The sequence below is a fragment of the Zunongwangia sp. L-65 genome, assembly GCF_056859415.1.
This window is the reverse complement of record NZ_JBSXOK010000084.1, coordinates 120,468-144,286: the sequence shown is the minus strand read 5'-3', so window position 1 is coordinate 144,286 and position 23,819 is coordinate 120,468. Positions and strand designations below refer to the sequence as shown.

The following is a 23,819-nucleotide window of genomic DNA, read 5'->3' as shown; positions in this document are numbered from 1 at the left end:
GTTTCAGCAGATTTTAACACAACATAAGCGTAATTATAACGTTTATGTTTAAAATTGTTGAAAACTATCAAAAAAAATATAATTAATCTTATTTCACGGCTATTTTTAGACTCTTTTCGGCAATTTTGACCTCAATTTTCTGCGTATTTTCGATAAATTCGCCGTCAATTTGGAAAGCAATAGGCGTTTTACAACTAATTATAGCCCGTTCTGTAGAAATGGTTTCAGCAAAATCTGGATTAAATTTTACATCTTCTCTTAGGGTGCCTAAAATTTCAGTGATATCTAAATTTTTAAAGATCACGATTTCAAATTTTCCATCATCATGTCGTCCTTCAGGGTTAATTTTAGCTCCTGTGCCATATTTTTGACAGTTGGCTATAGCGAGCATTATTCCTTTATGATTATAGACTTTACCATCTATTTCAACTTCGTACTCATATGGATACTTGCTTCTAACTAAAGTAGGTATTGATTGCATTAAATAGCCAAACTTACCCCGAATAGATGCGGATTCGTAATTTTTGATCAACTCGGCATTTAAGCCAATATCGCTTAAATGAAGGCATAACTCGTCGTTCACTTGCAAAACATCCAGATTGGTAAAATGATCACCCATGGCAACTTCAATTTGCTGTTTTCTATTTTCTGGAATGCCAACATTTAGTGCCAGCCCATTTGCCGAGCCCGCAGGAAAAATTGCAATTGGCAGATCCTTATGAAACAAGGCTTCAGCAACAATTTTCACCGTACCATCGCCGCCAACTACAAGAACACGTTCTGGTTGAATTTGATCGATTTCCTCTTTAATTTTTTGGATATCATTTTCACCGGTAGTTTTAAAAAGATGAAATTTATAATTATTTTTTTCTACTGCTTGTCGTACTTCCTTGATAAGATCGTCTTTCTCTTCTCCGCCCGAGATTGGGTTTACGACCATTAAAATATTCCTAAAGTCTGCCATATCTATATAATTGCGATTAAAATTAACTAATTTGGAGTTAGGCTATTCTTTATAAAAAACTAAAAAATTTGAAACTTGACTTAAAACTTTACCGCGGCTATGTAAATGATAAAGAATTGGTGGTGTTTGGGCATCTATTTAAAAGTTGGGCTCCCGATAAATATCGCTTAGACCGTAAAGGAATAAAACATACATCAGCTATTATCCATAAATTTAGAATTAAACCATTATCTAATTACGAGCTTCATTTATATTTTAAAGGAAAAGAATGGAAAACTAAAACCATGGAAGATGGATATTTTAGGTTTACTGTTCCTTTTGAAAAAGATTTAGAAAGCGGGTGGCATGAGTACGAGGTAATCGCTAAAATGGAAGATCATTTTGGGATTATAGAAAAAGGGGAGTTATTAAAGCCTTATGATAGTCAGCTTGGAATCATCTCTGATATTGATGATACCTTTTTAATTTCCCATAGTAATAGCTTTTTTAAAAAGCTATATGTGATGTTATCCAAAAATGTTAATCGTAGAAAGATCTTTGAAGATGTGGTAGATCATTATAAAGCTTTAAGCAAAGCAGGGCAGGATAGTGAACAGGCTTCAAATTCTTTCTTCTATGTTTCCAGTAGCGAATGGAATTTATATGATTTTATTGTTGAATTTGCTGAAATGCACGATTTGCCAAAGGCTGTGATTAAACTGAAAAAGATAAAAACCGGAATTTCAGATTTTATTAAAACGGGAAGGGGAAATCACGATCACAAATTTCAGAAGGTGAAAGATATTATCTCATTTTATCCAAATTTAGAATATGTTTTACTGGGAGACGATTCGCAGCAAGACGTTCATATTTACGAGCGAATCTGTAAAACTTATCCTGAAAATGTAAAATCGATTTATATTCGACAAACCGGCAAAGAACAGAAAGAAGAGATCAAAGAAGTTTTAAATAATATCGAAAGCTTAAATGTGAGTACCTGCTATTTTAAAAACAGTCAGCAGGCGATAAAACATTCTAAAGAACTGGAAATTATATAAGTTAAAATTCTTCGTGTTAAGTTATTCCTTTGAAGTGCTTATAGGTTCTTACGTAGTTTTAATAATTTTAAGCTCGAAAGTTTACAATCCAGATTCTGCATTTTAAAACACTTTTTTTGAAGCGGAGTCTTATCTTCGCATTCCGCTAAAATTTTTATTGTGAGTTTAGATCAATTTGTAATCAAAAAGCTTGGCCTGCCGGCTAAAAGCATTCAAAATACCATTAAATTACTTCAGGAAGATGCGACTGTACCTTTTATTGCACGCTATCGAAAGGAGCAAACCGGTAATTTGGATGAAACTCAAATTCAGCAAATATCAGAAGAGCTTCAATATTTTAATAATCTTGAAAAACGTAAGCAATCTATTCTTGAAGCGATTGAAAGTCAGGATGCACTTACCAATCAATTAAAAGCGAAAATTGAAAATGCTGAAAATATTACTATTATTGAAGATTTATACCTGCCATTTAAGAAAAAGAGAAAAACCAAAGCCGATACAGCAAGGGAAAACGGATTAGAACCTTTGGCAAAAATAATTATGGCCCAAAACGCGCCAGATATTTATTCCGCAGCCACAAAATTCGTTAAAAATAAGATCAATTCTGTAGATGAGGCGCTAGAAGGAGCAAAGCATATTATTGCTGAGTGGATCAACGAAAATCAATATGTTAGAAAACAAATAAGGAAGTTATATTCCAGGAGAGCTGAAATTTCTTCTAAAGTAGTCAAAGCAAAATCGATTGAAGAAGAAGCACAAAAATTTCAGCAGTATTTCGAGTGGAACGAGTCTTTAAAGCGAATTCCTTCACACCGATTCTTAGCCATTTACCGAGGTGATAAAGAAGGAATTTTAAAACTGAAGATTGAAGTAGATAAAACGGAAGCTTTAAAATTAATTACTGAATCCATTATCAAAAATCGGAATTCAAAGTCTACAGCTCTTATTGAGGAAGCCGCAACCGATGCATATTCGCGATTATTAAAACCGTCTTTTTTTACCGAATTTTTAAATGAAACTAAACTAAAAGCTGATGAAGAGGCGATAAAAGTTTTTTCACTGAACTTAGAGCAGTTACTTCTCGCACCACCATTGGGCGAAAAACGAATTTTGGCCATTGACCCTGGATTTAAATCCGGTTGCAAGGTGGTGTGTTTAGATGAAAATGGAAAGTTAGAGCACAACGAAAATATCTATCCACATCCGCCAAAAAATGAGCGTAGTCTTGCAGCGAAGAAAATAAAATCACTGGTGAATGCACATAAAATTGAAGCTATTTCTATAGGAAATGGTACAGCAAGTAGGGAAACCGAGCAGTTTATAAAATCGATTCCGTTTGATCGTGATATTGAGGTTTATGTGGTAAATGAAGCCGGAGCTTCAGTTTATTCTGCTTCAAAAGTAGCCAGGGAAGAATTTCCTAATTACGATATTACCGTTCGTGGTGCAGTTTCTATTGGTAGAAGGCTAAGTGATCCTTTAGCAGAATTGGTGAAAATCGATCCAAAATCTATTGGAGTAGGACAGTACCAGCACGAAGTAGATCAAATTTTATTAAAAAAGCGTTTGGATACCACGGTGATGAGCACCGTAAATAAAATAGGAATCAATCTGAACACCGCCAGTAAAGAATTACTTTCTTATGTAAGTGGATTAGGACCCTCCTTAGCTGAAAATATTATAAAAATACGAACGGAAAATGGTGCTTTTCAGTCTAGAAAAGAACTACTAAAAGTTCCACGTTTAGGAGCCAAAGCCTTTGAGCAGTCGGCTGGATTTTTAAGAATTAGAAATTCTAAGAATCCTTTAGATAACTCAGCAGTACATCCTGAAAGTTATCACTTAGTTACGAAAATGGCGGAAGACCTTTCTGTCGATATTTCAGAATTGGTGGGAAACAAGAATAAACTTCAGGAAATAAAATTAAAGCAATATACCACGGAAAAAACGGGATTACTTACTTTAAAAGATATTCTGGCCGAATTAGAAAAACCCGGCGTAGATCCAAGAGAGAAGATTAGTATGTTTTCGTTTGATGAAAGCATACGCGAAATAACCGATTTAAAACCGGGAATGAGGTTGCCAGGATTGGTGAATAATATTACTAATTTTGGCTGTTTTGTGGATATTGGTTTAAAACAAAGCGGGTTGGTACATATCTCGAAATTATCTAATACTTATGTGAACGATGTCACCCAGATCGTCCGTCTAAATCAGGAAGTTGAGGTTACCGTTTTAGAGGTTGATCTGGATAGAAAAAGAATTCAGCTTTCCATGGTAGATTAATAATAAAAATCCCTGCAATTTGCAGGGATTTTTATTATAAAGGTTTTCTAGTAACGTCTTCTAGGCTTAAACTCTTCCTGATCGTAAAAATCATCATCTTTTCTTATCCGGCCTTTACGTCTTGATTCGATTTCAGCATCAGTTACATACTCTTTTTCTCTAACCCAGTTTCCGTCATCATCATAAGTTCTTGTTGGTTTAAAAGCAGGATCTGGATTTCCTGATGTAGCCCTTAATTTTGCTCGCTCTCTCTCCATTCGTTCTTCAGTAGTTTCTTCACGGTCATGAAGAACTTCAGATTTATATTTTAAATTCGCTTTTTCCCTATCAATACGCTGCTGCGTTTCATCCTCATTGTAACCTGAAGGCTGAACTGTTTTTCTTGCACTGTATTTTCCATCCACGATTTCGTCTTTACTCAAGCTCTCCTGTTTTCCTTTAATTTCATTTGGACGATAATTTTGTTTATAAGAAGAAAGGATCTGTTTTTCGTAATTTCTTGAAATAGGTTCTCCTGTGCGATAGCGTTTAGTTTCGGCAAACGTATTATAATCCAGTGAATTGGTATGTACGTATTTATCTTCAGGATAGATATCGATTAAACCTATGGGGATAATAATATGATTTTCACCATCTTTATTGATAAACTCCTTAAACCCAGTATCATTATTGACTGAAAAAGGATCATGGTTTTTATCGATTATCGACTGATTTACTTCGACATCTACATACACTACTTTTCCTAATTCTTTATTCGCAAGAAGGTTGTCTACTTTACCAATACTTTTGGCATCCCGATCTCTTACTTCCCAACCACGAATATCGTGATCATGCTTGGCTATTTTATAATCCCCTAATTCACTTAAACTATATAAATGCTTTTCGTTGGTTTTCATAATTTGTTGATTTTATTGGTTAATTGTGGTTAAATTTCGAATGTTGGTATATTCGATGCTGCCTGATCGCTGTTTAGACCAATTTCTTCCATTGAACTTTCACTGTCATTATCATCGTTTTGTGCGCTTCCGTAGAAATACAGAAATGCCAGTACTCCCACAACGATAAGAACAATGATCCATGGCCAAATTTGTTTCTTCTTCTCAATTCTTATTTCTGCCATAACTCTTTAATTTATGATTAATTAGTACTAAAAGTACGCTACTGCACTACTAAATTGATTTAATTAAAAAGCAAACAATTGTTAATTAACTAATTATATAGAGCAGTTGCTAAAAACTCATAAAAAAAGCGAAACCAGATTGCTCTGATTTCGCCTTCATAAAAAGGAATTTAATTGTTATTTAAATGTACCCGATGGAAATACCACAACACTTTCGTGACCATTTTTTCCTACAGTAGAAACACCAAAGAAAAAATTATCGATTACAATGCCATCTAAAGTAAATTCTGTAACCTCTTTCACAAATCTCGAATGTTGCCATTGTGGAGCGGTGGTATCACGCCAATAAATTTTGTAACCGGCAGCATCTTTTACAGCTTCCCATCTTAGCTTGGTATTGGCCTCTACAATTCCGCCAATTTCAACTTTTGCCGGAGCTGGTGGAGCCCAGGCTAAACTTGCCAGGTTAATGGCATTTACAGTGGTTAGTTTTTTTGCATAATCAAAATTAACACCTTCGATCACATCGCCGTATTCAATACCGTTTTCAGTTCTTATATCCTGGTGTTGACGATTATAATTTTCATGAGCTTCCATAATTCGTACACCGGCAAAACCAAGATCGTTAAATGGCCTATGATGCCCACCACGACCAAATCTGTCTAAACGATAGATCATCATGGGATTCATTTCTGGCATATAAATTTCAGTGGTTTTATGGATATATCGTGCTAACTGTCTTGAAATTCCATCTACTTCACCGCCGTAAAAACGTCTCATATTTCGTTCGTTTTCTGTTTCGGTAGGAGGAACAGGTTCTGAAAAAATTCTGAAGTCACGATTACTAATCACACCGTCCACCCCTTCAATATTCCCGATCATATCGTTGTTTAAAATACCAATGATATCCCAGTTGTTCTTTTTAGCATATTCAGCTAGGCCTTTACCACCAAAAAGTCCCTGTTCTTCACCGCTTAATCCTACATAAACAATGCTGCTTTCGAATTCGTACTGGGATAAAACACGAGCCGCTTCCATGGTGCCGGCCATTCCGCTTGCGTTATCATTGGCTCCGGGAGCGTCAATTTTAAAGTTCATTGTATTGCTGGCACGAGAATCGATATCACCGCTCATAATAATATAGCGGTTAGGATATTTTGTTCCCTTCTGAATAGCAACAACATTTACAACCCATGCGTCTTTTGGTATTCTGCTGCCATCTTCTTTAGTCACAAAGTCCTTTTGATAAAAAACATCCATACAGCCACACTGTGAAGCTATATTATCGAACTCAGACTTTATCCAACGGCGGGCAGCGCCAATTCCACGTTTATCAGAAACAGTATCACTAAAAGTATTACGTGTTCCAAAACTTACAAGTTTTCGAATATCCGCTTCAATACTATCAGCCGATATTTTTGAAATTATATCATAGATTTTTGTATCGGTTTCTTGTGCTACTATAGTTTCTTTAGAAAATAATAGTGCAGCAAAAATCAATAAGTTAAGAGGTAATTTTTTAAACATATATAAGGTTTTTGGATTGGTAATTTACATAAACTTTGGCTGTTCATGCAAATAAGTATGTATGCTAATAAAAAAAGCTGCTCATAATTGCTGAACAGCTTTTAAATAAAATATTAGCCTACTATTACATTTTTGGTAAAAATACGGTGTCGACTACATGAACAACTCCATTAGACTGGTGAACATCTGCAATCGATACGGAAGAAATATTACCACTTGCATCTTTTATTTTTAGTATATCACCATCCATCATTGCGGTAATTGTTTGACCGTTTACAGTTTCGAATGAAGCCATTCCGTTACCTTTTTTTATCGCTTTCATAATTTTAGCTGCATCATATTTTCCTGCAATTACATGATAAGTTAAAATGGCCTGTAATTTAGTTTTGTTTTCTGGCTTAAGTAATGTTTCTACCGTTCCAGCAGGAAGTTTTTCGAAAGCACTGTTTGTAGGAGCAAAAACGGTAAAAGGACCGTCACTGCTTAAAGTACCTACAAGATCTGCTGCTTTTACAGCGGCTACTAAGGTGGTGTGATCCTTAGATTGCGATGCGTTCTCTACAATTGTTTTAGAAGGATACATTTCAGCACCACCAACCATCTTTGTTTTCTGAGCGCTTAAATTGTTGAAAATAAATAATACAAGAGTAAAACTTAGCAAAAATGATAATTTTTTCATAATAAAAGTATTTTTTAGTTACATCATATAAACGAGAAGCTACTCCTGTTTGGATTTTTAAACTATCATAATAAATACTTAAAATGATAAATATTAAAGATTATTGCATTGGAATGGAGCTTATGTAATTCGATTCGGTTTCTTTCAGCCCAGTGCTCAAAAGAAAAATACTTATATAATATGTGCTTATGGAGTAGCCTTCAGGTGGCTTATTTAAAACTCTTCGTAAAAAAAGGAGATGGAGTGGGTAAGAATGTAGGTAAAACATGGATATAAAAAAAGCCCCGAATTATTCTCGGAGCTTTTTCTTAAAAATTATATTATTTAGCTAGCTTTCATTTCATGAATTTCAGCTTTAGCTTCATTTATTTTTTCTTCAGATTTTGAATTAGAAAAATTTGCTTTTGTCTTCGCTTTTAAAGCATCAATTTTATGACCTACAGAATCTGAAAAATCTGTAACTCGGCCTTTAGCTCCTTTATAATAGTTATCACTAGTATCTGCAATTGCTTTTCTGGTATCTTTCCCTTTCTTAGGTGCAAATAAAAGACCTGCAACAACACCTGCAGCAGCTCCTGATAATAATCCTATTAAAATTTTTCCTCCTGATTTCATAGTTAAGTTTTTATAGTTCGTAAATTATTCTGTCGTAAAATTATTAATAAACAGGCTCATAGCCTTATTTTTGGAGTTAATCTTGATATAAACTTTTGGAATTTTTCTCAATATTTTTAACAACTATTGTTCGATTAATTTTACTACTCATCTAGAAATGATTTTAAGATTTCCCTAACCCGTTTCGTATCATTTACGTAATAGTTTGCGCTGGTTTTCTTTATACCCACTTTAACCGTATAGGACTTTTTAGGTAATTCCTCAAACATATATTCATCGGTCCAGTCGTCGCCAATTGCAAAAATGAAATCATAGTTATGGCCAACAAGTTTTTTGGAAGAGGCCTTACCTTTATTTACCCCACTACTTTTTATTTCCAATACTTTATTACCAGCTAAAACACTTAAACCGCGATTAGAAACAAGACCTTTTAAGGTATTAGATAGTTCATTAGCCCTAATCTCTCCAAGTTCTGGATCGGCCTTGCGATAATGCCATGCTAAAGAATAGTTTTTTTCCTCTAAAAATGTTCCCGGGGTACGGTCTACAAAACTTTCGATCACCGGTCTTACGGCATCCATCCATTCGTTTTTTACATTCTCAGATAGCTCCCATTCACAATTTTTTTGACGCATCCATGCCCCATGTTCAGAGATTAACTCTATAGATGTTCCTTTCCACCAATCGCCAAGGGTTTCTTTATCGCGACCACTGATAATGACAACATCTGTATTTTTTTGATCATTAAGCTGGGTTACTAAATCAATAAGTTCCTGGTCTGGGCGAGCATCTTCGGGTTTATCTACAAAATCTACCAGAGTTCCGTCATAGTCAAGAAACAATACTCTTTTTTCTGAACTTTTGTAATCTTCAATTAATTGTTCAGCTACTTTTGGAGATATACGAATAGATTCAAATGAGCGTCTATTATCTTCCGTATTGATTAATGCACTCATAAAGTCCTTTGCCCATTTTTCTACATCGTAGCGTTTTAAACGTTTCTGAAGAATTTTATTTCTTTCGATTTGTTCTTCCTTAGGCATATTGATGGCTTGTTTTAAAGTCAGTGCAATTTGCTCAAAATTATTAGGATTGATAATCAGGGCTTCATTCATCTCATGTGCCGCTCCCGCCATTTCACTTAAGATTAATACCCCGGTATGATCTGTTCTCGTAGCGATATATTCTTTAGCAACAAGGTTCATTCCATCTCGGATAGGGGTTAGTAAAGCAATATCACAAGAGGTATAAAGATCAATAAGATTATCAAAGGGCATCGAGCGATAAAAATACCAGATAGGTGTCCAGCTTACCGTAGAGAATTTACCATTTATACGTCCTACTAATTCGTCGATCTCCCGTTTTAAGCGTTGATATTGCGGCACATTAGAGCGTGATGGCACTGCCAACATAACAAGACGGACTTTCTCAATAAACTCTGGATATTTTTCCAGAAAATATTCAAAGGCCCTGATTCTATTGGCGATACCTTTAGTATAATCCAATCTATCAATACTTAGGATTAATTTTGCATCGGGCGTTGCTTCTAGGTGAAGATCTAATCGTCTTTGTAATTCGGATTGTTCGTCTTCGCTTCCTCGGAAGTGATTTAAAGCGGCTTCCTCAAATTTCTTGTAATCGATCCCCATTGGGAACGAATCTACTTTAACAATCCTTTCAGGTAATGTAATTTCATTGAAATCTACCTGATATCTTAAAATACGACTCACTGAACTCAAGAAGTGACGTTCGTAATCGTAGGTATGAAAACCAATAAGATCTGCGCCTAACATTCCCTCTAAAACAGATTCACGCCAGGGGAGTGTTCTAAAAACTTCGTAAGAGGGAAAGGGAATATGATTAAAAAAGCCGATAATAGCTTCAGGTTCTTCATCCCTAATCAATTTTGGCACCAGTAGTAACTGGTAATCATGTACCCAAACGCGGTCTCCTTCTTCATAATATTTAAGGACTTCTTTGGCGTATTTTATATTTACCTGTTTATAGGTTTCCCAAAAATTATATTCGGCTTCAGTATATTCCATAAAATAATGGAATAATGGCCAAATAGTACGATTGCTAAAACCATAATAAAAACCTTCGACCTCTTGTTCGGTGAGATTAACGGCGACGCAATCTTCAGCTTTCGCTTTTTCTTTCACTTCATCTTCAAGATGATCCGGAATTTCTTCTTTGGTTAAGCCACTCCATCCAATCCAAATACTGTCTCCATCTTTATGAAAAGATTTAAGCCCTGTGGCTAATCCACCAACGCTAGGGGTGACTCGAAGTTGATCGTCTTCTAATGATATTTTAAGGGGTAGACGGTTAGAAATAATAATAGTTTTACTCATAATTATATGCTAATGCTGTTGTTGCCAATTTGAATTTTATTAAATTTCGGGAATTCATTTTAGAATACCATTCTTTTAAAAGAAATTTAAGATATATGGACAATTTAGATTACGGAATAATCGGGAATTGTAAGAGTTGTGCGCTTGTATCCAAGACAGGATCTTTAGACTGGTGTTGTTTACCAGCATTTGATTCGGCTGCTGTATTCGCAAAAATCCTGGACGAACAAAAAGGCGGTAGCTTTGAGTTTAAAGTTAGTGATGATTACAATATTTCGCAAGAATACCTTTGGGAAACCAATATTTTATCTACGGTTTTCGATAATGGTGAAGATGCTTTTCAGCTTATCGATTTTATGCCTAGATACCCAAGAGACGACGGCTCTTATTACTCCCCACCCGATATTATTCGTTTTTTAAGACTTTTAAAGGGGAAACCTAAATTTAAAGTTATTTATAATCCCAGATTAGATTTTGCCAGGGAAGAAACTCATAACGAGAATAAAGGGAATTATATTAAAAGTTATACAGTTGAAGGCAAATACGATTCGCTTTTTTTCTATTCCAATCTCGATTTGGATGATATTCTTCAACAAAGGGAAATTACACTTACTGGTAATGCTTATTGTTTAATAGGCTATCATGAAAAATTGATTACTCAGTCCCTAGATCGTTCCTATTTAAAATTCCAGCGTACAAAGACTTACTGGATGAACTGGAGTGAGAAGACTACACGGTATTCTCATTACAGTAATGAAATAATGCGTAGTGCCCTGGTTTTAAAATTGCTTAGTTATAAAAAATCAGGTGCTGTACTTGCTGCAGCAACAACTTCGCTACCAGAAACGATAGGGGAGGAACGAAACTGGGATTATCGTTTTTGTTGGATTCGTGATGCTTCAATGGTCATTAAGGTAATGGCAGGGCTTGGGCACGTAAAATCTGCTCGTGAATTTTTACAGTTCATTATAGATATCATACCAGATAAGGATGAAAAAATTCAGATTATGTACGGTATTGATGGACAAAAAGAGCTTACCGAACATATTTTGGATCATTTAAGTGGATATAAAGGATCGTATCCGGTTAGAACAGGAAATGCTGCTTACATCCAAAAGCAAAATGATATCTACGGAATTTTGATGGAAGTAATCTATCAACAATTCCTTCAATTTGAAACTTCACTTGAAAATAGTGAAGAACTCTGGACGGTTGTTCGTGGTATCGTTATGATTGTTGAAGAAAACTGGCAAAAACCGGATAAAGGCATTTGGGAGTTACGAACCGAAGATCGCCATTTCGTATTTTCTAAATTATTATGTTGGGTGGCAGTGGATCGTGCTATAAAAATAGGGGAGGTGTTAAGAATGGGAATTAATGATACCCATTGGAAAACCCTTCGCGCCGAGATCTATGATGATATTTATAACAATGGCTGGAATGAAGAGAAGCAGGCCTATACCCAGTCTTATGGTTCACCAGATCTTGATGCCAGTACTTTATTAATGGAATCTTACGGATTTATAGATGCTAAAGATCCTCGCTTTGTAAGTACGGTTAAGGCCACAGAGAAAGAATTATGTAACGATGGTTTAATGTACCGCTATAAAAACAAAGATGATTTTGGATTACCTTCTTCTTCCTTTACCATTTGTACATTTTGGCTAATTAATAGCCTTTATAAAATTGGGGAAGATGAAAAATCTAAAGCACTTTTTGAACAATTACTATCTTATAGTAATCACCTTGGGTTATTTAGTGAAGATATCGATTTTAAAACCAAACGATTATTAGGGAATTTCCCACAAGCTTATTCGCATTTAGCCTTGATAGAAACGGCTGCAAACTTTAGTAAAGGGCATGCTTCTGAAGAAAATGCATTTAGTGGCTTTTAAATGTAATCTTCTTCGAGAACTAACTATCCAAGGCAGAATTAGATTGTAAAAATTTATGATTTAAAACTGCTTTCTTTATTAAGTTTGATGATGATAATTGAAACAAAAAATCCCCATATTTTATGGGGATTTTTTGTTTCAATTTTTTATTGCGTAGTGGTTGAAGGATTTTTTTCGGGAGAAATGCTTTCTGAAGGATTTTGATCCTGTTGTGGTAATACCACGCGGGTTTTCGGTAAACTGTGCGGATAGTTTTTGCGAATAAAATCAATAATTTTTTCACGAATATAAACCCTAAGATCCCAGGCAGTAGGGGAATCTTTTGCACTGACTAATATTCTTATTTGCACCGATTTTTCAGTAGCATCAGTTACCTGCAACACATTTACCTGCTTATCCCAAAGTGGTGAACCTTCTAAAAGTCCGGTTAGTTCAGCTCTAATAGCGTCAAAAGAAACATCGTAATCGGTATATAGAAAAACGGTGCCCATAATATCAGCCGATTTTCTTGTCCAGTTCTGAAAGGTATTTTCAATAAAATAGGTTGAGGGCACTACTAACCTTCTTTTATCCCAAATTTTTACAACTACATAAGTTAAGGTAATTTCTTCAATCCAGCCCCATTCACCTTCTACAATAACAGCATCCTGTAAACGAATGGGCTGTGTAATGGCAATCTGTATTCCTGCCAGTAGCGTTCCAATAGCTTTTTGGGCTGCTAAACCAAGGATAATCCCGGCAATTCCGGCCGAAGTAAGTAAGCTTAAACCAACTTGCCGAATACTATCAAAACTCATTAAAGAAATACCTATAGCCAATATTATTAGAATAAAGATCACTATGTTTTCAAGAATCGTAAACTGGGTATAGACCTTTCTCGCTTTAAGGTTATCGTCAGTATTTACATCATATTTTTTTAAAAGACGTTCTTTAAAAACCTTTAAAAAAACAATCAAAAACCAGGTAAAGCTTATTATAATTCCAATAGTACTGGAATGTTTTATAAGTCTAATTAGTTCCTTATTGGAAAATACATCTTCAAGAAGACAAAGCTTAAGGAATAAAGAGAGCAAAAATATAAGTAAGGGAATTCTAATCCGGCCCGCAAGGTTAACTGGAAGTATATTTTTAGGATCTTTCCCAATTTTTTTAATGATAAAAAAAGCAATAACAAATACAACGACTACTGCTAAAATTCCTACAATTAAATACGAAGTGTTCAATGCTTCGTCGTTTAGTATGTTTTGGGTCATTTTTCTGGATTTTGTTCTTAATTTATATAAAATCCATTTAAATACTTTTATACTTAAAACTATTTTAACTGAAAAGGTTTTCGCATTCCGAAGGCTGTTTTAGAATTATTGCTTAGAGTTATGAGAAGGAAATTCCTGAACTCTTACTCTTGAAGTCGCTAAGAATTGCCCATCTTCTAAACTACTTATATAACTTACCAGTTCTTCCCTAAGTTCACAATGTAGGTCCCAAGCCTCTATAGCATCCTTGGCACTACAAAGAAATCTTATTTGTATAGATTTTTCAGTTGTATCAACTACCTGCACCACCGGTGGTTTTTTCTCATCCCAGCTTTCTTTGGTTTCAAGAATTTCTTTAAATTTTTTTCTAACTTTTTTTACATCGATCCTATAATCAGCGTAAATACTTATAGGGCGTATTTGGTGAGCTGAGGTCATAGACCAGTTTTCAAAACTATTCGAGATCACCTGTTTTAAAGGAACGACAATGCGGCGCCAATCCCAGGTTCTCACCACCATATAAGTAAAGCGAATATCTTCTACGTATCCCCAGTTATCATCGATGATAACGGTATCTCCAATTCTGGCAGGTTTTGTAATGGCAATTTGTATTCCGGCAATAATATTTCCTAAGGTACTTTGAGCGGCAATACCAAGAATCACCGTGGCAACCCCAGCTGAAGCCATTAAGGAAATGCCTAATTTTTCAAGAGATCTAAATTGTGATAAGATCACAGAAGCACCAAATATAATCACGATAAAAGTAACTATTCTTCTGGCCACAGATATGTAAGTTAGCATTTTTCTGGCTTCAGAATTTTCTTCCATAGTGGTATCCCCAATCTTATTTTCTGCGACATACAGCATAAAAGAATCAACCATTCTCATAAAAAACCAGGTAACTGAACCAATAACCACAATTAAAAGTATAGCATAGAGGGTAGTTGCAAAGGATCCGGCAAACGAAATTAGATTATTCAATAAGAGATAAAATGATAAAACACCAATCGCTACGCCCGCCGGAGTGGTTAGTTTATCTGAGATATTTTGGATCCATCTTTTTTTAGATTTATTTAGAAATTTTTTAAGGTAAAAGGAAAAAAGTTTTCCAATGTAATAGCAAAGTAATATGAGCAGTAATGCCCCCACAAACTTCCAAACAGGCATGTTCCATAATTTTATTCTGGCCCAACCGGGCATCATTCTATCCAACTTTCTAGGACCATATACCTTATAAAGTGCATCGATATTTTCTACAGTATTGGGGGAGATCAACCAAAATGCACCATAATCTTTATATTTTACCCGTTGCAGTCTGAGCACGTAATCTATGCCATCTAATTCAACTTCACCAAAGACAATACTTCTACGAGGATTTCCTGCTACAGCTTTATTTGTACTGGTTTGTATATCGATCTGTCCATCAGGTCTATCGGGTAGATCATCCCAGTTTAGCTTTACTCGTTGATTGATTACAAAATAAAGTTTCTCTGCTAGAAGCGCCGCATCTTTATGGGATAGATTCGAAGGTAATAGATTTAAGTTTAAAGCATATGCTGCCTTTTTATAATCATTTTCCCTTGAGCTTACGATAAAGTATTCTAATGTTGCCTGAGGTGTCTGGAAATTTACGTTATTGGGAGGTAAACCAATACTTTTATTCACTCGGTTTAAAACATAATAGGCTTCATTATATTCTTTAATGGCATTGCTTTTAAAGTCTCCTTTCTCTTTAATCGTTGGAGTTTTACCGGGCAAACCTGTACCAGATTTTTGCGAGGTAGAATCTTGTGATTGCTGAGCGTTAAGCAACTTACAATTTAGAAAGAAGAATAATAGAAAACAGAACAGCGTTGAATAGTTTTTTCTCATACCTTACAATTTACAGGGTTTTTAGCAAAAAATTATTAGAGCTTTGTTAAAGCTATATGAGTTTAATTTCAATCATAATTTTTAATAATTATAGTGCAACCATTGTTATAGAAAAACATCTACTAATAAACTAATCAATGTATATGATGAAATATTTATTACTATTTATTTGTACAATTTCGCTTCAGTCATGTATCTACTGGGGTGGTGATGACGAAATGATGCATGGTAGCAGATATACCCCAATTACACAAACAAGACAAACTTTAGAGAGCACAATTGAGCGTAAATCAGCTAGACCGGTTAGTAATGCCGGGAAAATTTATGTGAAAGATCAATTTTTGTTTATAAACGAAGAGGAAGAAGGTTTTCATATTTACAATAACCAAGATCCCGGAAATCCAGAAGCAATTTCATTTTTAAAAGTTCCCGGAGCGACAGATTTAGCGATACGCGGGAATACTATATTTGTTCATCATTATGTAGATCTACTTTCCATAGAATTGAATTTAAACACGAATGAAATTCTAACTATGACTAGAACTCCAGATGTTTTCCCTCAGCTGAATTCGCCAGACGGTTATGAAGCAGCGTATTTTGATATTCCTGCAGATCAAATAATTGTTGGCTATCAACCTAAAAATTAGACGATGAAAAAAATTGTAATTATTGTATTGGTGGTTTTGCTGAGTGCTTGCAGCTCAGATAGTAGTGATAGGGGAAATATTACTGATGGCCAAGGGGGGAGTTTAGCACGTTTTACTCTTTCCGGAAATTATTTATATACAGTGGGGGAAGAATCTTTAAGTGTATTTGATGTTTCAAATACTGAAAATCCTGTTTTTAAAGGAAACACCTATATAGGTTTTAATATTGAAACCTTGTTTGGACTTGGCGATAAGCTTTTTGTAGGAAGTCAATTAGGAATGTACATTTATGATATTTCTTCTCCCGAAAATCCATTGCGATTGGCAGAAGTAAGCCACATTAGAAGCTGTGATCCTGTAGTTTCTTCAGGTGATTATACCTATGTAACCTTGCATACCAATTCTGCCTGCCAGGGAAACATCAACCAGTTAGAGATTTATAATACTGAAAACCCGCTTTATCCTGAATTATTAACGACCGTACAAATGAATCAGCCTATAGGTTTAGGTTTATATAATCATTACTTACTGGTAACCGATTTAGATATAGTGCGGGTCTTAGATGTATCTCAACCTCAATATCCAAACTTTGTGTCGTCTATTCCTGTGAAAGGTTTTGATGTGATTATTAGGGGGGACGAATTATTTGTGATTGGAGACGAAAGCCTTACACAATTTGAGCTTTCTATTGGGGAGGATGAATTGATTTATACGGAAAGAGGTAGTATTGAATTTTAGTCTTCCACTTTATATTGGTTCTATAAAAATCCTTTTTTTAATGAGTAAATTTGAAGCTTAAAATTTTTAAAATTGAATGAAAATGAAAAAATACCTTTTAATTCTTAGCCTATGTAGCCTTCATCTACTTACGGTGAGTTGTGAAAAACATACATCTCCTGTGAAAGATGGAGCAAAACCGGAACTGATTTCTGATGAGTTTATATTTACAGAAGGCCCGGCTTCTGATAAGGAGGGAAATGTATATTTTACCGATCAGCCTAATAATCAAATTTTAAAGTGGGACGCAAAAAGTAATTCCATTTCAGTTTATATGAAAGATGCAGGTCGTTCTAACGGAATGTATTTTGACGATGATCAAAATTTGTGGACCTGTGCCGATGAAAATTTTCAGCTATGGAAGATAAGTCCAGATAAAGAAGTAAGCGTTGTTTTAGACGGTCACGAAAACAAGGCATTTAATGGCCCTAATGATTTATGGATGGATGAAAAGGGCGGTTTTTACTTTACAGATCCTTACTATCAAAGAGAATACTGGGAAAGAAAATCTCCTGAGATGGAGAAAAGAAAAGTGTATTACCTGAGTCCAGATCATAAAACCGTAACACCCGTAGCAGAAGGTTTTGTACTTCCAAACGGAATTATTGGTTCTTCTAAAGATCAGGTTTTGTATGTTTCAGATGTTTCAAAAGAAAAAGTGTATAAGTATCAAATACAGGATAACGGTACACTAACCGATAAAGAGCTTTTTGCTGATATGGGCTCTGACGGAATGACCTTAGATAATGAAGGAAATTTATATGTTACCGGCGATGGAGTTGTTGTTTTTGATAAAGAAGGCAATAAAATAGATCATATTCAAATTGATAAAGATTGGACAGGTAATGTTACTTTTGGTGGAGCCAATGAAGATATTTTGTTTATTACCGCTTCCGATGCGGTTTATAAACTTCCAATGAAAACTCACGGGATTCGATGGAATTATTAAATAAAAGAGGCTGTCTAAAAACGTCATTCTGAATTTGCCTGTCGGCAAACAGTTTCATTTCAGAATCTCATCATATTGATATTCAATCTTTATGAGGACCTGAAACAAGTTCAGGTTGAAGAAAATTGACTTTTAGACATTTAATCTCGATTATCAATAAAAAAAGAGGCTACCTTGCTTAAGGGTAGCCTCCAAATTCACTTAAACCAGAAAATACTTAAAAACAATACTTATTTTCTGCGATTAATTTATCGGCAATTTCAGTTCTTAATTTGACGACGTTGGGGAAATTATCGTATTTCGTGAAACGCTTTAATCCCATTAACATCATTCGTAATTCGTCTCCTTCAGCGAAAGAAATAATTCCTTCTTTGGCTTTGGCGTTGATTTTTTCAACGGCATTATAAAGGTAAAGCTGAGACATTGCTATTTGTTCTTTTTGGGTATCTTCCCCAAAACGTTTCGCGTTCTTTTCGGTTCTTAAAATAGCCGATTCTGCCATATATACTTCAATTAGAATATCTGAAGCAGCCAATAATAATTGCTGATGTTCTTCCAGCTGTGGTCCAAATTTTTGAACAGCACTACCGGCAACCATTAAGAATACTTTTTTCAGCTTTTTGATCATTTCTTTTTCTTCTGCAAATAATTCAGAATAATCAGGTTTATCGAAAGATGGAATTCCCATTAATTCTTCTCCTACGGCTTGTGCAGGTCCTAAAAGATCTACGTGACCTTTCATCGCTTTTTTCACGAGCATTCCTACTGAAAGCATTCGGTTAATTTCGTTGGTACCTTCATAGATTCTTGAAATACGAGCATCTCGCCAAGCCGCTTCCATAGGGGTGTCGGCAGAGAATCCCATTCCACCAAAAATCTGAATTCCTTCATCGGAGCAATGCTGAATATCTTCAGAACAGGCTACTTTTAAAATAGAACATTCAATTGCATATTCTTCTACTCCTTTTAATTCGGCTTCAGAATGAGAATTTCCACTTTCCATACGAAGGTGAATTCGGTCTTCTATATTTTTAGCCGCTCTGTAGGAAGCTGATTCGCCTACATAAGCAGAAGTTGCCATTTCGGCTAGTTTTTGTTTAATCGCTCCAAATTGTGCAATGGGTGTTTTAAACTGAACTCTTTCATTAGCATACTTGACGGCATTTTCGGTCACCCGACGTTGTGCATCTAAACAAGCCGCTGCCAGTTTAATTCTACCTACGTTTAAGGCATTCATCGCGATTTTAAAACCTTCACCGCGACCCGCTAACATATTTTCTACAGGGACTTTGGTTTCATTAAAAAATACCTGACGGGTAGAGGAGGAGTGAATCCCTAATTTCTTTTCTTCTTCCCCAAAGGAGATTCCGTTTTCTTTATCGTTTTCTACGATAAATCCGGTGATGTTTTTATCATCTTCAATACGTGCAAAAACGATGAACACATTCGCAAAACCGGCATTTGAAATCCACATTTTTTGTCCGCTGATGCTGTAATATTTTTCATCATCAGAAAGCACGGCTTTTGTTTTCCCTGAATTGGCATCACTACCTGCGCCCGGTTCAGTTAAACAATATGCACCAAACCATTCTCCGGTGGCTAATTTTGGGACATATTTTTTCTTTTGCTCTTCGGTACCATATAATGTGATCGGCATTGTACCAATCCCGGTATGTGCTCCAAAAGCGGTAGCGATCGATCCGGTAGCTCCCGAGATATAATCGCAAACCAGCATTGTAGAAACAAATCCCATACCTAATCCATCATATTCTTCGGGTACGGCAACACCAAGAAAACCAAGTTCCCCGGCTTTTTGCATAATTTCTTCCGTAAGTGCGTAATCTTTTTTCTCGAATCTTTCCTTATGTGGAACGATTTCACGATCTACAAATTCTTTTACAGAATCACGCATCATCTTTTGCTCCTCGTTAAAATCTTCAGGAGTAAAAACATCGTCGCAGCTGGTTTCTTTTACTAAGAATTGACCACCGCGTAATATATCTTTTTGTTCAGTTGTATCACTCATTTTAATCCCCCTATCCCCCGAAGGGGGGAACTACCTATTGGAGGTTATAGGTTTTTATATTAAACATTTTGTTAGTTCTCAATTTAAATTCCTCCCCTTAGGGGAGGTTAGGTGGGGATTAGAATACCTCATAAACTCCCGCAGCACCTTGTCCGGTTCCTACGCACATCGTAACCATTGCGTATTTGTTGTTAAGCTTGCGTTTACGCATTTCATCAAAAATCTGAACAGATAGTTTAGCTCCGGTACAACCCAGCGGGTGACCCATAGAAATCGCTCCGCCGTTTACATTCACGATATCTTTGTTTAATCCTAATTCACGGATGACCGCTAGCGACTGAGAAGCAAAGGCTTCGTTCAATTCGATTAATGAAATATCATCTTGTTTTAACCCAGCTTGTTTGATGGCTTTGGGAATTGCTTTAACCGGTCCAACTCCCATAATTCTTGGTTCTACACCAACCGCAGTATAACTCACCATTCGGGCAATAGGTTCAAGATTGAGTTCTTTTACCATTTCTTCGCTCATCACCATTACAAAAGCAGCGCCATCACTCATTTGTGAAGAGTTTCCGGCAGTTACACTTCCGCCTTCTGCAAATACAGGACGAAGTTTATTCAATACCGCTTCAGAAGTATCTTTACGTGGTCCTTCATCTTTAGTTACGGTATAGCTTTTGGTTTTCTTTTTTCCGTCGCCATCTACATAAGTCTGATCTATGGTAATGGGAACAATTTGATCTTGAAAACGATCTTCTGCCTGTGCTTTTATGGCTTTTTGGTGAGAATTATAGGCAAACTCATCCTGGTCTTCCCGAGAAACTTTGTACTGATTGGCCACCGCTTCGGCAGTTAATCCCATTCCCCAGTAATAATCTTCGTGACCTTCTTTTGCCAGTTGATAATCGGGAACCGGTTTGTAACCTCCCATTGGGATGTAGCTCATACTCTCGGCACCACCGGCGATGATACAATCGGCCATTCCACTTTGAATTTTAGCGGAAGCAATAGCGATGGTTTCCAAGCCTGAAGCGCAATAGCGGTTTACCGTCATTCCGGCTACGTCTTCGGTTTTTAATCCCATTAAAGAGATTAACCGACCTACGTTTAAGCCTTGCTCTGCTTCGGGCATTGCATTTCCTACGATCACATCGTCGATACGATTTTTGTCAAATTCCGGAAGTTTATCCATCATATATTCGATGGTTTCCGCTGCCAGTTCATCTGGTCTTTTAAATCTGAACACACCTCGGGGTGCTTTCCCCACTGCGGTTCTGTATGCTTTTACTATGTATGCTGTTTTCATATATTTTCCCCCTCTAGCTCCCCCAAAGGGGGAGAACAAAAGGTATTTTTTTAGTTAAACAATATTCATCTAAATCCCTCCCCTCTGGGGAGGTTAGGTGGGGATATTAGTTTCTCAACGGTTTTCCCTTCTGTAACATATGCTGAAGGCGTTCTAAAGTTTTTCGTTCTCCGCAAAGGCTTAAGAAAGCTTCACGTTCCAGGTCTAATAAATATTGTTCGCTTACGTAAGAAGCTTCCGATAGGTCTCCACCAGCCATTACATAAGCCAGTTTGTTAGCGATTTTCTTATCGTGGTCGCTAATGTATTTTCCGGCATTCATCTGATCGGTTCCTACATAAAAAGCTCCTAAAGCTTGTTTTCCTAAAACTTTAATGTCTTTGCGCATAATTGGTTTGGTGTAGCCATTCTCTGCCATTAATAGCGCGTGTTTTTTCGCGATGGTTAATTGGTTGTCGCGGTTCACCACCACAATATCTTTTCCTTTTTGCAGAATATTGGTATCATAAGCTTCGTAAGCTGAGGTGGATACTTTTGCCATTCCGATAGTAAGGAAATTTTCGCGTAATCGGTTCAACTCTACATCATCTTTCTGGTAGGTATCAGAAGCTCTTAAGGTCATTTCTTTAGAACCTCCACCGCCGGGAATTACCCCAACACCAAATTCTACTAAACCAATATAAGTTTCGGCGTGAGCCACCACTTTATCGGCGTGTAACGAAAGTTCGCAACCGCCACCCAGTGCCATATTATGCGGAGCAGATACGGTTGGGATAGAGGAGTAGCGCATACGCATCATCGTATCCTGGAAGTATTTAATGGCCATATTCAGCTCATCATATTCCTGCTCTACTGCCATCATAAAGATCATACCGATATTAGCACCTACCGAGAAGTTTTTTCCGTCGTTCGATACTACCAGTCCGCGGTATTCTTTTTCAGCCAGATCGATCGCTTTGTTGATTCCGTCAAGTACATCACCGCCAATGGAATTCATTTTACTGCGGAATTCTAAATTTAGAATGCCATCACCTAAATCTTCAACGACAACGCCACTATTTTGGAATATGGCTTTAGATTCGCGAATATTATCTAAGATGATATAGGAGTCTTGTCCCGGAACTTTTACGTGTTCCTTTTTCGGAATTTCATAATAATAGGTGTTTCCTTCTTTTACGGAATAAAAGGAAGTAATACCGGCATCCACCATTTCTGAAACCCAAGCTGCAGGCTCGTAACCTTCAGCTTTCATCATTTCAATTCCTTTTTCTACACCAAGTGCATCCCAAACCTGAAATGGACCGTGTTCCCATCCAAAACCGGCCTGCATCGCATCATCAATTTTGTAGAGTTCATCAGTAATTTCTGGAATTCTGTGGGAAGCATAAGCAAATAATGCTGAAAAGTTTTTGCGGTAAAACTTTCCTGCTCTTCCTTCATCTTTAATTAAAACTTTATAGCGATCGCTAAGTTTATCGATGGTTTTGGTTTGCTCTAATACACTAAATTTCGCGCTTTTTCGATCGCGGAATTCCATTTTATCAAGATCAAGGGATTTGATTTCACTGGAACCATCTTCTTTCTTTTCTTTTTTATAAAAACCTTGTCCGGTTTTGCTTCCCAACCATTTGTTATCCATCATTATTTGGATGAAGTCTGGTAGTGCAAAAAGATCGTGAGCTTCATCATCAGGAACGTTTTCGTACAAACCGTTGGCAACGTGCACCAAAGTATCTAAACCAACAACATCTACAGTACGGAAGGTAGCCGATTTCTGGCGACCAATCACCGGTCCGGTTAACTTGTCGACCTCTTCAATAGTCATATCCATATCTTTTACCATATGGAACAAACTCATAATGCTGAAAATACCAACGCGGTTTCCGATAAAGGCCGGTGTGTCTTTGGCGATCACCGATTTTTTTCCAAGGAATTTTTTTCCGTAGTCATTGAGGAAATCTAATACCTCTCCTGAAGTATCGGGTCCTGGAATAATTTCGAATAAGCGTAAGTATCGTGGCGGATTGAAAAAGTGTGTTCCGCAGAAATGTTTCTGGAAATCTTCACTTCTTCCTTCGTTCATAAATTTGATGGGAATCCCGGAAGTATTGGAAGTGATTAAAGTTCCCGGTTTTCTATGCTTTTCAAGTTTTTCAAAAACCTGTTTTTTAATGTCGAGTCGTTCTACAACCACTTCGATAATCCAATCTACTTCAGAAACTTTAGCGATATCATCTTCTAAATTTCCGGTGGTTATGCGATTGGCAAAATCTTTATGATAAATAGGGGAGGGCTTGGATTTTAAAGAATTTTGAAGGGAATCGTTAACGATGCGATTACGCACTTCTTTATCTTCTAAGGTAAGTCCTTTTTTTTGCTCTTTTTCATTGAGTTCTCGCGGAACAATGTCGAGCAGTAACACCTCGACGCCAATATTGGCGAAGTGGCAGGCGATACCGCTACCCATAATTCCTGATCCAATGACAGCAACTTTATTGATTGTTCGCTTCAT

General features: G+C 36.3%; 18 protein-coding genes. 6 read left to right on the top strand and 12 right to left on the bottom strand.

Going from position 1 to position 23,819, the window contains the following annotated elements:
- Positions 1-88: 88 nt before the first annotated feature.
- Positions 89-964, bottom strand: a complete 876-nt coding sequence (locus AC13DP_RS21950) for a diacylglycerol/lipid kinase family protein (RefSeq protein WP_273300170.1) — start codon at positions 962-964, stop codon at positions 89-91.
- A 68-nt stretch (positions 965-1,032) separates the two neighbouring features.
- Between AC13DP_RS21950 and AC13DP_RS21945 the strand changes: the two genes are divergently transcribed.
- Both AC13DP_RS21945 and AC13DP_RS21940 read left to right on the top strand, forming a co-directional pair.
- Complete coding sequence (locus AC13DP_RS21945) at positions 1,033-2,001, top strand: App1 family protein (RefSeq protein ID WP_483068496.1); 969 nt, start codon at positions 1,033-1,035, stop codon at positions 1,999-2,001.
- A 159-nt stretch (positions 2,002-2,160) separates the two neighbouring features.
- Positions 2,161-4,287, top strand: a complete 2,127-nt coding sequence (locus AC13DP_RS21940; protein WP_483068495.1) for a Tex family protein — start codon at positions 2,161-2,163, stop codon at positions 4,285-4,287.
- A gap of 47 nt (positions 4,288-4,334) precedes the next feature.
- Here the strand turns inward: AC13DP_RS21940 and AC13DP_RS21935 are convergent, their stop codons facing one another.
- The 6 genes from AC13DP_RS21935 to AC13DP_RS21910 all read right to left on the bottom strand — a co-directional run bounded on the left by AC13DP_RS21935 (position 4,335) and on the right by AC13DP_RS21910 (position 10,582).
- Positions 4,335-5,183 carry a PRC-barrel domain-containing protein gene (locus AC13DP_RS21935; protein ID WP_483068494.1) on the bottom strand — a complete coding sequence of 283 codons (849 nt, stop codon included), beginning with the start codon at positions 5,181-5,183 and terminating at the stop codon, positions 4,335-4,337.
- A gap of 29 nt (positions 5,184-5,212) precedes the next feature.
- Positions 5,213-5,407 carry a hypothetical protein gene (locus AC13DP_RS21930; protein ID WP_228252174.1) on the bottom strand — a complete coding sequence of 65 codons (195 nt, stop codon included), beginning with the start codon at positions 5,405-5,407 and terminating at the stop codon, positions 5,213-5,215.
- Positions 5,408-5,584: 177 nt separating this feature from the next.
- Positions 5,585-6,934, bottom strand: a complete 1,350-nt coding sequence (locus tag AC13DP_RS21925) for a M28 family metallopeptidase (RefSeq protein WP_228252175.1) — start codon at positions 6,932-6,934, stop codon at positions 5,585-5,587.
- A gap of 124 nt (positions 6,935-7,058) precedes the next feature.
- Entirely contained in the window at positions 7,059-7,613 is a 555-nt protein-coding gene (locus AC13DP_RS21920; RefSeq protein ID WP_228252176.1) for a fasciclin domain-containing protein, read from the bottom strand.
- 324 nt (positions 7,614-7,937) lie between these two features.
- On the bottom strand, positions 7,938-8,228 hold the full coding sequence (locus AC13DP_RS21915; RefSeq protein WP_013071881.1) for a YtxH domain-containing protein: 291 nt from the start codon (positions 8,226-8,228) through the stop codon (positions 7,938-7,940).
- 143 nt (positions 8,229-8,371) lie between these two features.
- Positions 8,372-10,582, bottom strand: a complete 2,211-nt coding sequence (locus tag AC13DP_RS21910) for a bifunctional alpha,alpha-trehalose-phosphate synthase (UDP-forming)/trehalose-phosphatase (protein WP_228252177.1) — start codon at positions 10,580-10,582, stop codon at positions 8,372-8,374.
- 95 nt (positions 10,583-10,677) lie between these two features.
- Here AC13DP_RS21910 and AC13DP_RS21905 point away from each other — a divergent pair, with 95 nt between their 5' ends.
- Positions 10,678-12,477, top strand: coding sequence for a glycoside hydrolase family 15 protein (locus AC13DP_RS21905; RefSeq protein WP_228252178.1), 1,800 nt, complete (start codon positions 10,678-10,680; stop codon positions 12,475-12,477).
- A gap of 146 nt (positions 12,478-12,623) precedes the next feature.
- Here the strand turns inward: AC13DP_RS21905 and AC13DP_RS21900 are convergent, their stop codons facing one another.
- Positions 12,624-13,730, bottom strand: coding sequence for a mechanosensitive ion channel family protein (locus AC13DP_RS21900; protein WP_483068493.1), 1,107 nt, complete (start codon positions 13,728-13,730; stop codon positions 12,624-12,626).
- A gap of 105 nt (positions 13,731-13,835) precedes the next feature.
- Positions 13,836-15,602 (bottom strand): mechanosensitive ion channel family protein, encoded by a 1,767-nt coding sequence (locus AC13DP_RS21895; protein ID WP_272957100.1) that lies wholly within the window; start codon positions 15,600-15,602, stop codon positions 13,836-13,838.
- A 143-nt stretch (positions 15,603-15,745) separates the two neighbouring features.
- On the opposite strand from AC13DP_RS21895, the gene AC13DP_RS21890 reads away from it, so the two are divergent.
- The 3 genes from AC13DP_RS21890 to AC13DP_RS21880 all read left to right on the top strand — a co-directional run bounded on the left by AC13DP_RS21890 (position 15,746) and on the right by AC13DP_RS21880 (position 17,975).
- A complete protein-coding gene (locus AC13DP_RS21890; RefSeq protein WP_483068492.1) occupies positions 15,746-16,249 on the top strand; it encodes a hypothetical protein in 504 nt (167 codons plus the stop codon).
- 3 nt (positions 16,250-16,252) lie between these two features.
- On the top strand, positions 16,253-16,987 hold the full coding sequence (locus AC13DP_RS21885; protein ID WP_483068491.1) for an LVIVD repeat-containing protein: 735 nt from the start codon (positions 16,253-16,255) through the stop codon (positions 16,985-16,987).
- A gap of 82 nt (positions 16,988-17,069) precedes the next feature.
- Positions 17,070-17,975, top strand: coding sequence for an SMP-30/gluconolactonase/LRE family protein (locus tag AC13DP_RS21880; RefSeq protein ID WP_483068490.1), 906 nt, complete (start codon positions 17,070-17,072; stop codon positions 17,973-17,975).
- A gap of 217 nt (positions 17,976-18,192) precedes the next feature.
- Here the strand turns inward: AC13DP_RS21880 and AC13DP_RS21875 are convergent, their stop codons facing one another.
- The 3 genes from AC13DP_RS21875 to AC13DP_RS21865 all read right to left on the bottom strand — a co-directional run bounded on the left by AC13DP_RS21875 (position 18,193) and on the right by AC13DP_RS21865 (position 23,819).
- Complete coding sequence (locus AC13DP_RS21875) at positions 18,193-20,001, bottom strand: acyl-CoA dehydrogenase family protein (protein ID WP_273301116.1); 1,809 nt, start codon at positions 19,999-20,001, stop codon at positions 18,193-18,195.
- A 118-nt stretch (positions 20,002-20,119) separates the two neighbouring features.
- Positions 20,120-21,307: an acetyl-CoA C-acyltransferase gene (locus AC13DP_RS21870; protein WP_273301118.1), complete on the bottom strand. Its 1,188-nt coding sequence runs from the start codon at positions 21,305-21,307 to the stop codon at positions 20,120-20,122.
- A gap of 106 nt (positions 21,308-21,413) precedes the next feature.
- Positions 21,414-23,819: a 3-hydroxyacyl-CoA dehydrogenase NAD-binding domain-containing protein gene (locus AC13DP_RS21865; protein WP_483068489.1), complete on the bottom strand. Its 2,406-nt coding sequence runs from the start codon at positions 23,817-23,819 to the stop codon at positions 21,414-21,416.

Bases quoted from the DNA above. Each gene is read 5' to 3' on its own strand.
- AC13DP_RS21950 (WP_273300170.1), bottom strand. From the start codon at position 964: ATGGCAGACTTTAGGAATATTTTAATGGTCGTAAACCCAATCTCGGGC.
- AC13DP_RS21935 (WP_483068494.1), bottom strand. From the start codon at position 5,183: ATGAAAACCAACGAAAAGCATTTATATAGTTTAAGTGAATTAGGGGAT.
- AC13DP_RS21930 (WP_228252174.1), bottom strand. From the start codon at position 5,407: ATGGCAGAAATAAGAATTGAGAAGAAGAAACAAATTTGGCCATGGATC.
- AC13DP_RS21925 (WP_228252175.1), bottom strand. From the start codon at position 6,934: ATGTTTAAAAAATTACCTCTTAACTTATTGATTTTTGCTGCACTATTA.
- AC13DP_RS21920 (WP_228252176.1), bottom strand. From the start codon at position 7,613: ATGAAAAAATTATCATTTTTGCTAAGTTTTACTCTTGTATTATTTATT.
- AC13DP_RS21915 (WP_013071881.1), bottom strand. From the start codon at position 8,228: ATGAAATCAGGAGGAAAAATTTTAATAGGATTATTATCAGGAGCTGCT.
- AC13DP_RS21910 (WP_228252177.1), bottom strand. From the start codon at position 10,582: ATGAGTAAAACTATTATTATTTCTAACCGTCTACCCCTTAAAATATCA.
- AC13DP_RS21905 (WP_228252178.1), top strand. From the start codon at position 10,678: ATGGACAATTTAGATTACGGAATAATCGGGAATTGTAAGAGTTGTGCG.
- AC13DP_RS21900 (WP_483068493.1), bottom strand. From the start codon at position 13,730: ATGACCCAAAACATACTAAACGACGAAGCATTGAACACTTCGTATTTA.
- AC13DP_RS21895 (WP_272957100.1), bottom strand. From the start codon at position 15,602: ATGAGAAAAAACTATTCAACGCTGTTCTGTTTTCTATTATTCTTCTTT.
- AC13DP_RS21890 (WP_483068492.1), top strand. From the start codon at position 15,746: ATGATGAAATATTTATTACTATTTATTTGTACAATTTCGCTTCAGTCA.
- AC13DP_RS21885 (WP_483068491.1), top strand. From the start codon at position 16,253: ATGAAAAAAATTGTAATTATTGTATTGGTGGTTTTGCTGAGTGCTTGC.
- AC13DP_RS21880 (WP_483068490.1), top strand. From the start codon at position 17,070: ATGAAAAAATACCTTTTAATTCTTAGCCTATGTAGCCTTCATCTACTT.
- AC13DP_RS21875 (WP_273301116.1), bottom strand. From the start codon at position 20,001: ATGAGTGATACAACTGAACAAAAAGATATATTACGCGGTGGTCAATTC.
- AC13DP_RS21870 (WP_273301118.1), bottom strand. From the start codon at position 21,307: ATGAAAACAGCATACATAGTAAAAGCATACAGAACCGCAGTGGGGAAA.
- AC13DP_RS21865 (WP_483068489.1), bottom strand. From the start codon at position 23,819: ATGAAGCGAACAATCAATAAAGTTGCTGTCATTGGATCAGGAATTATG.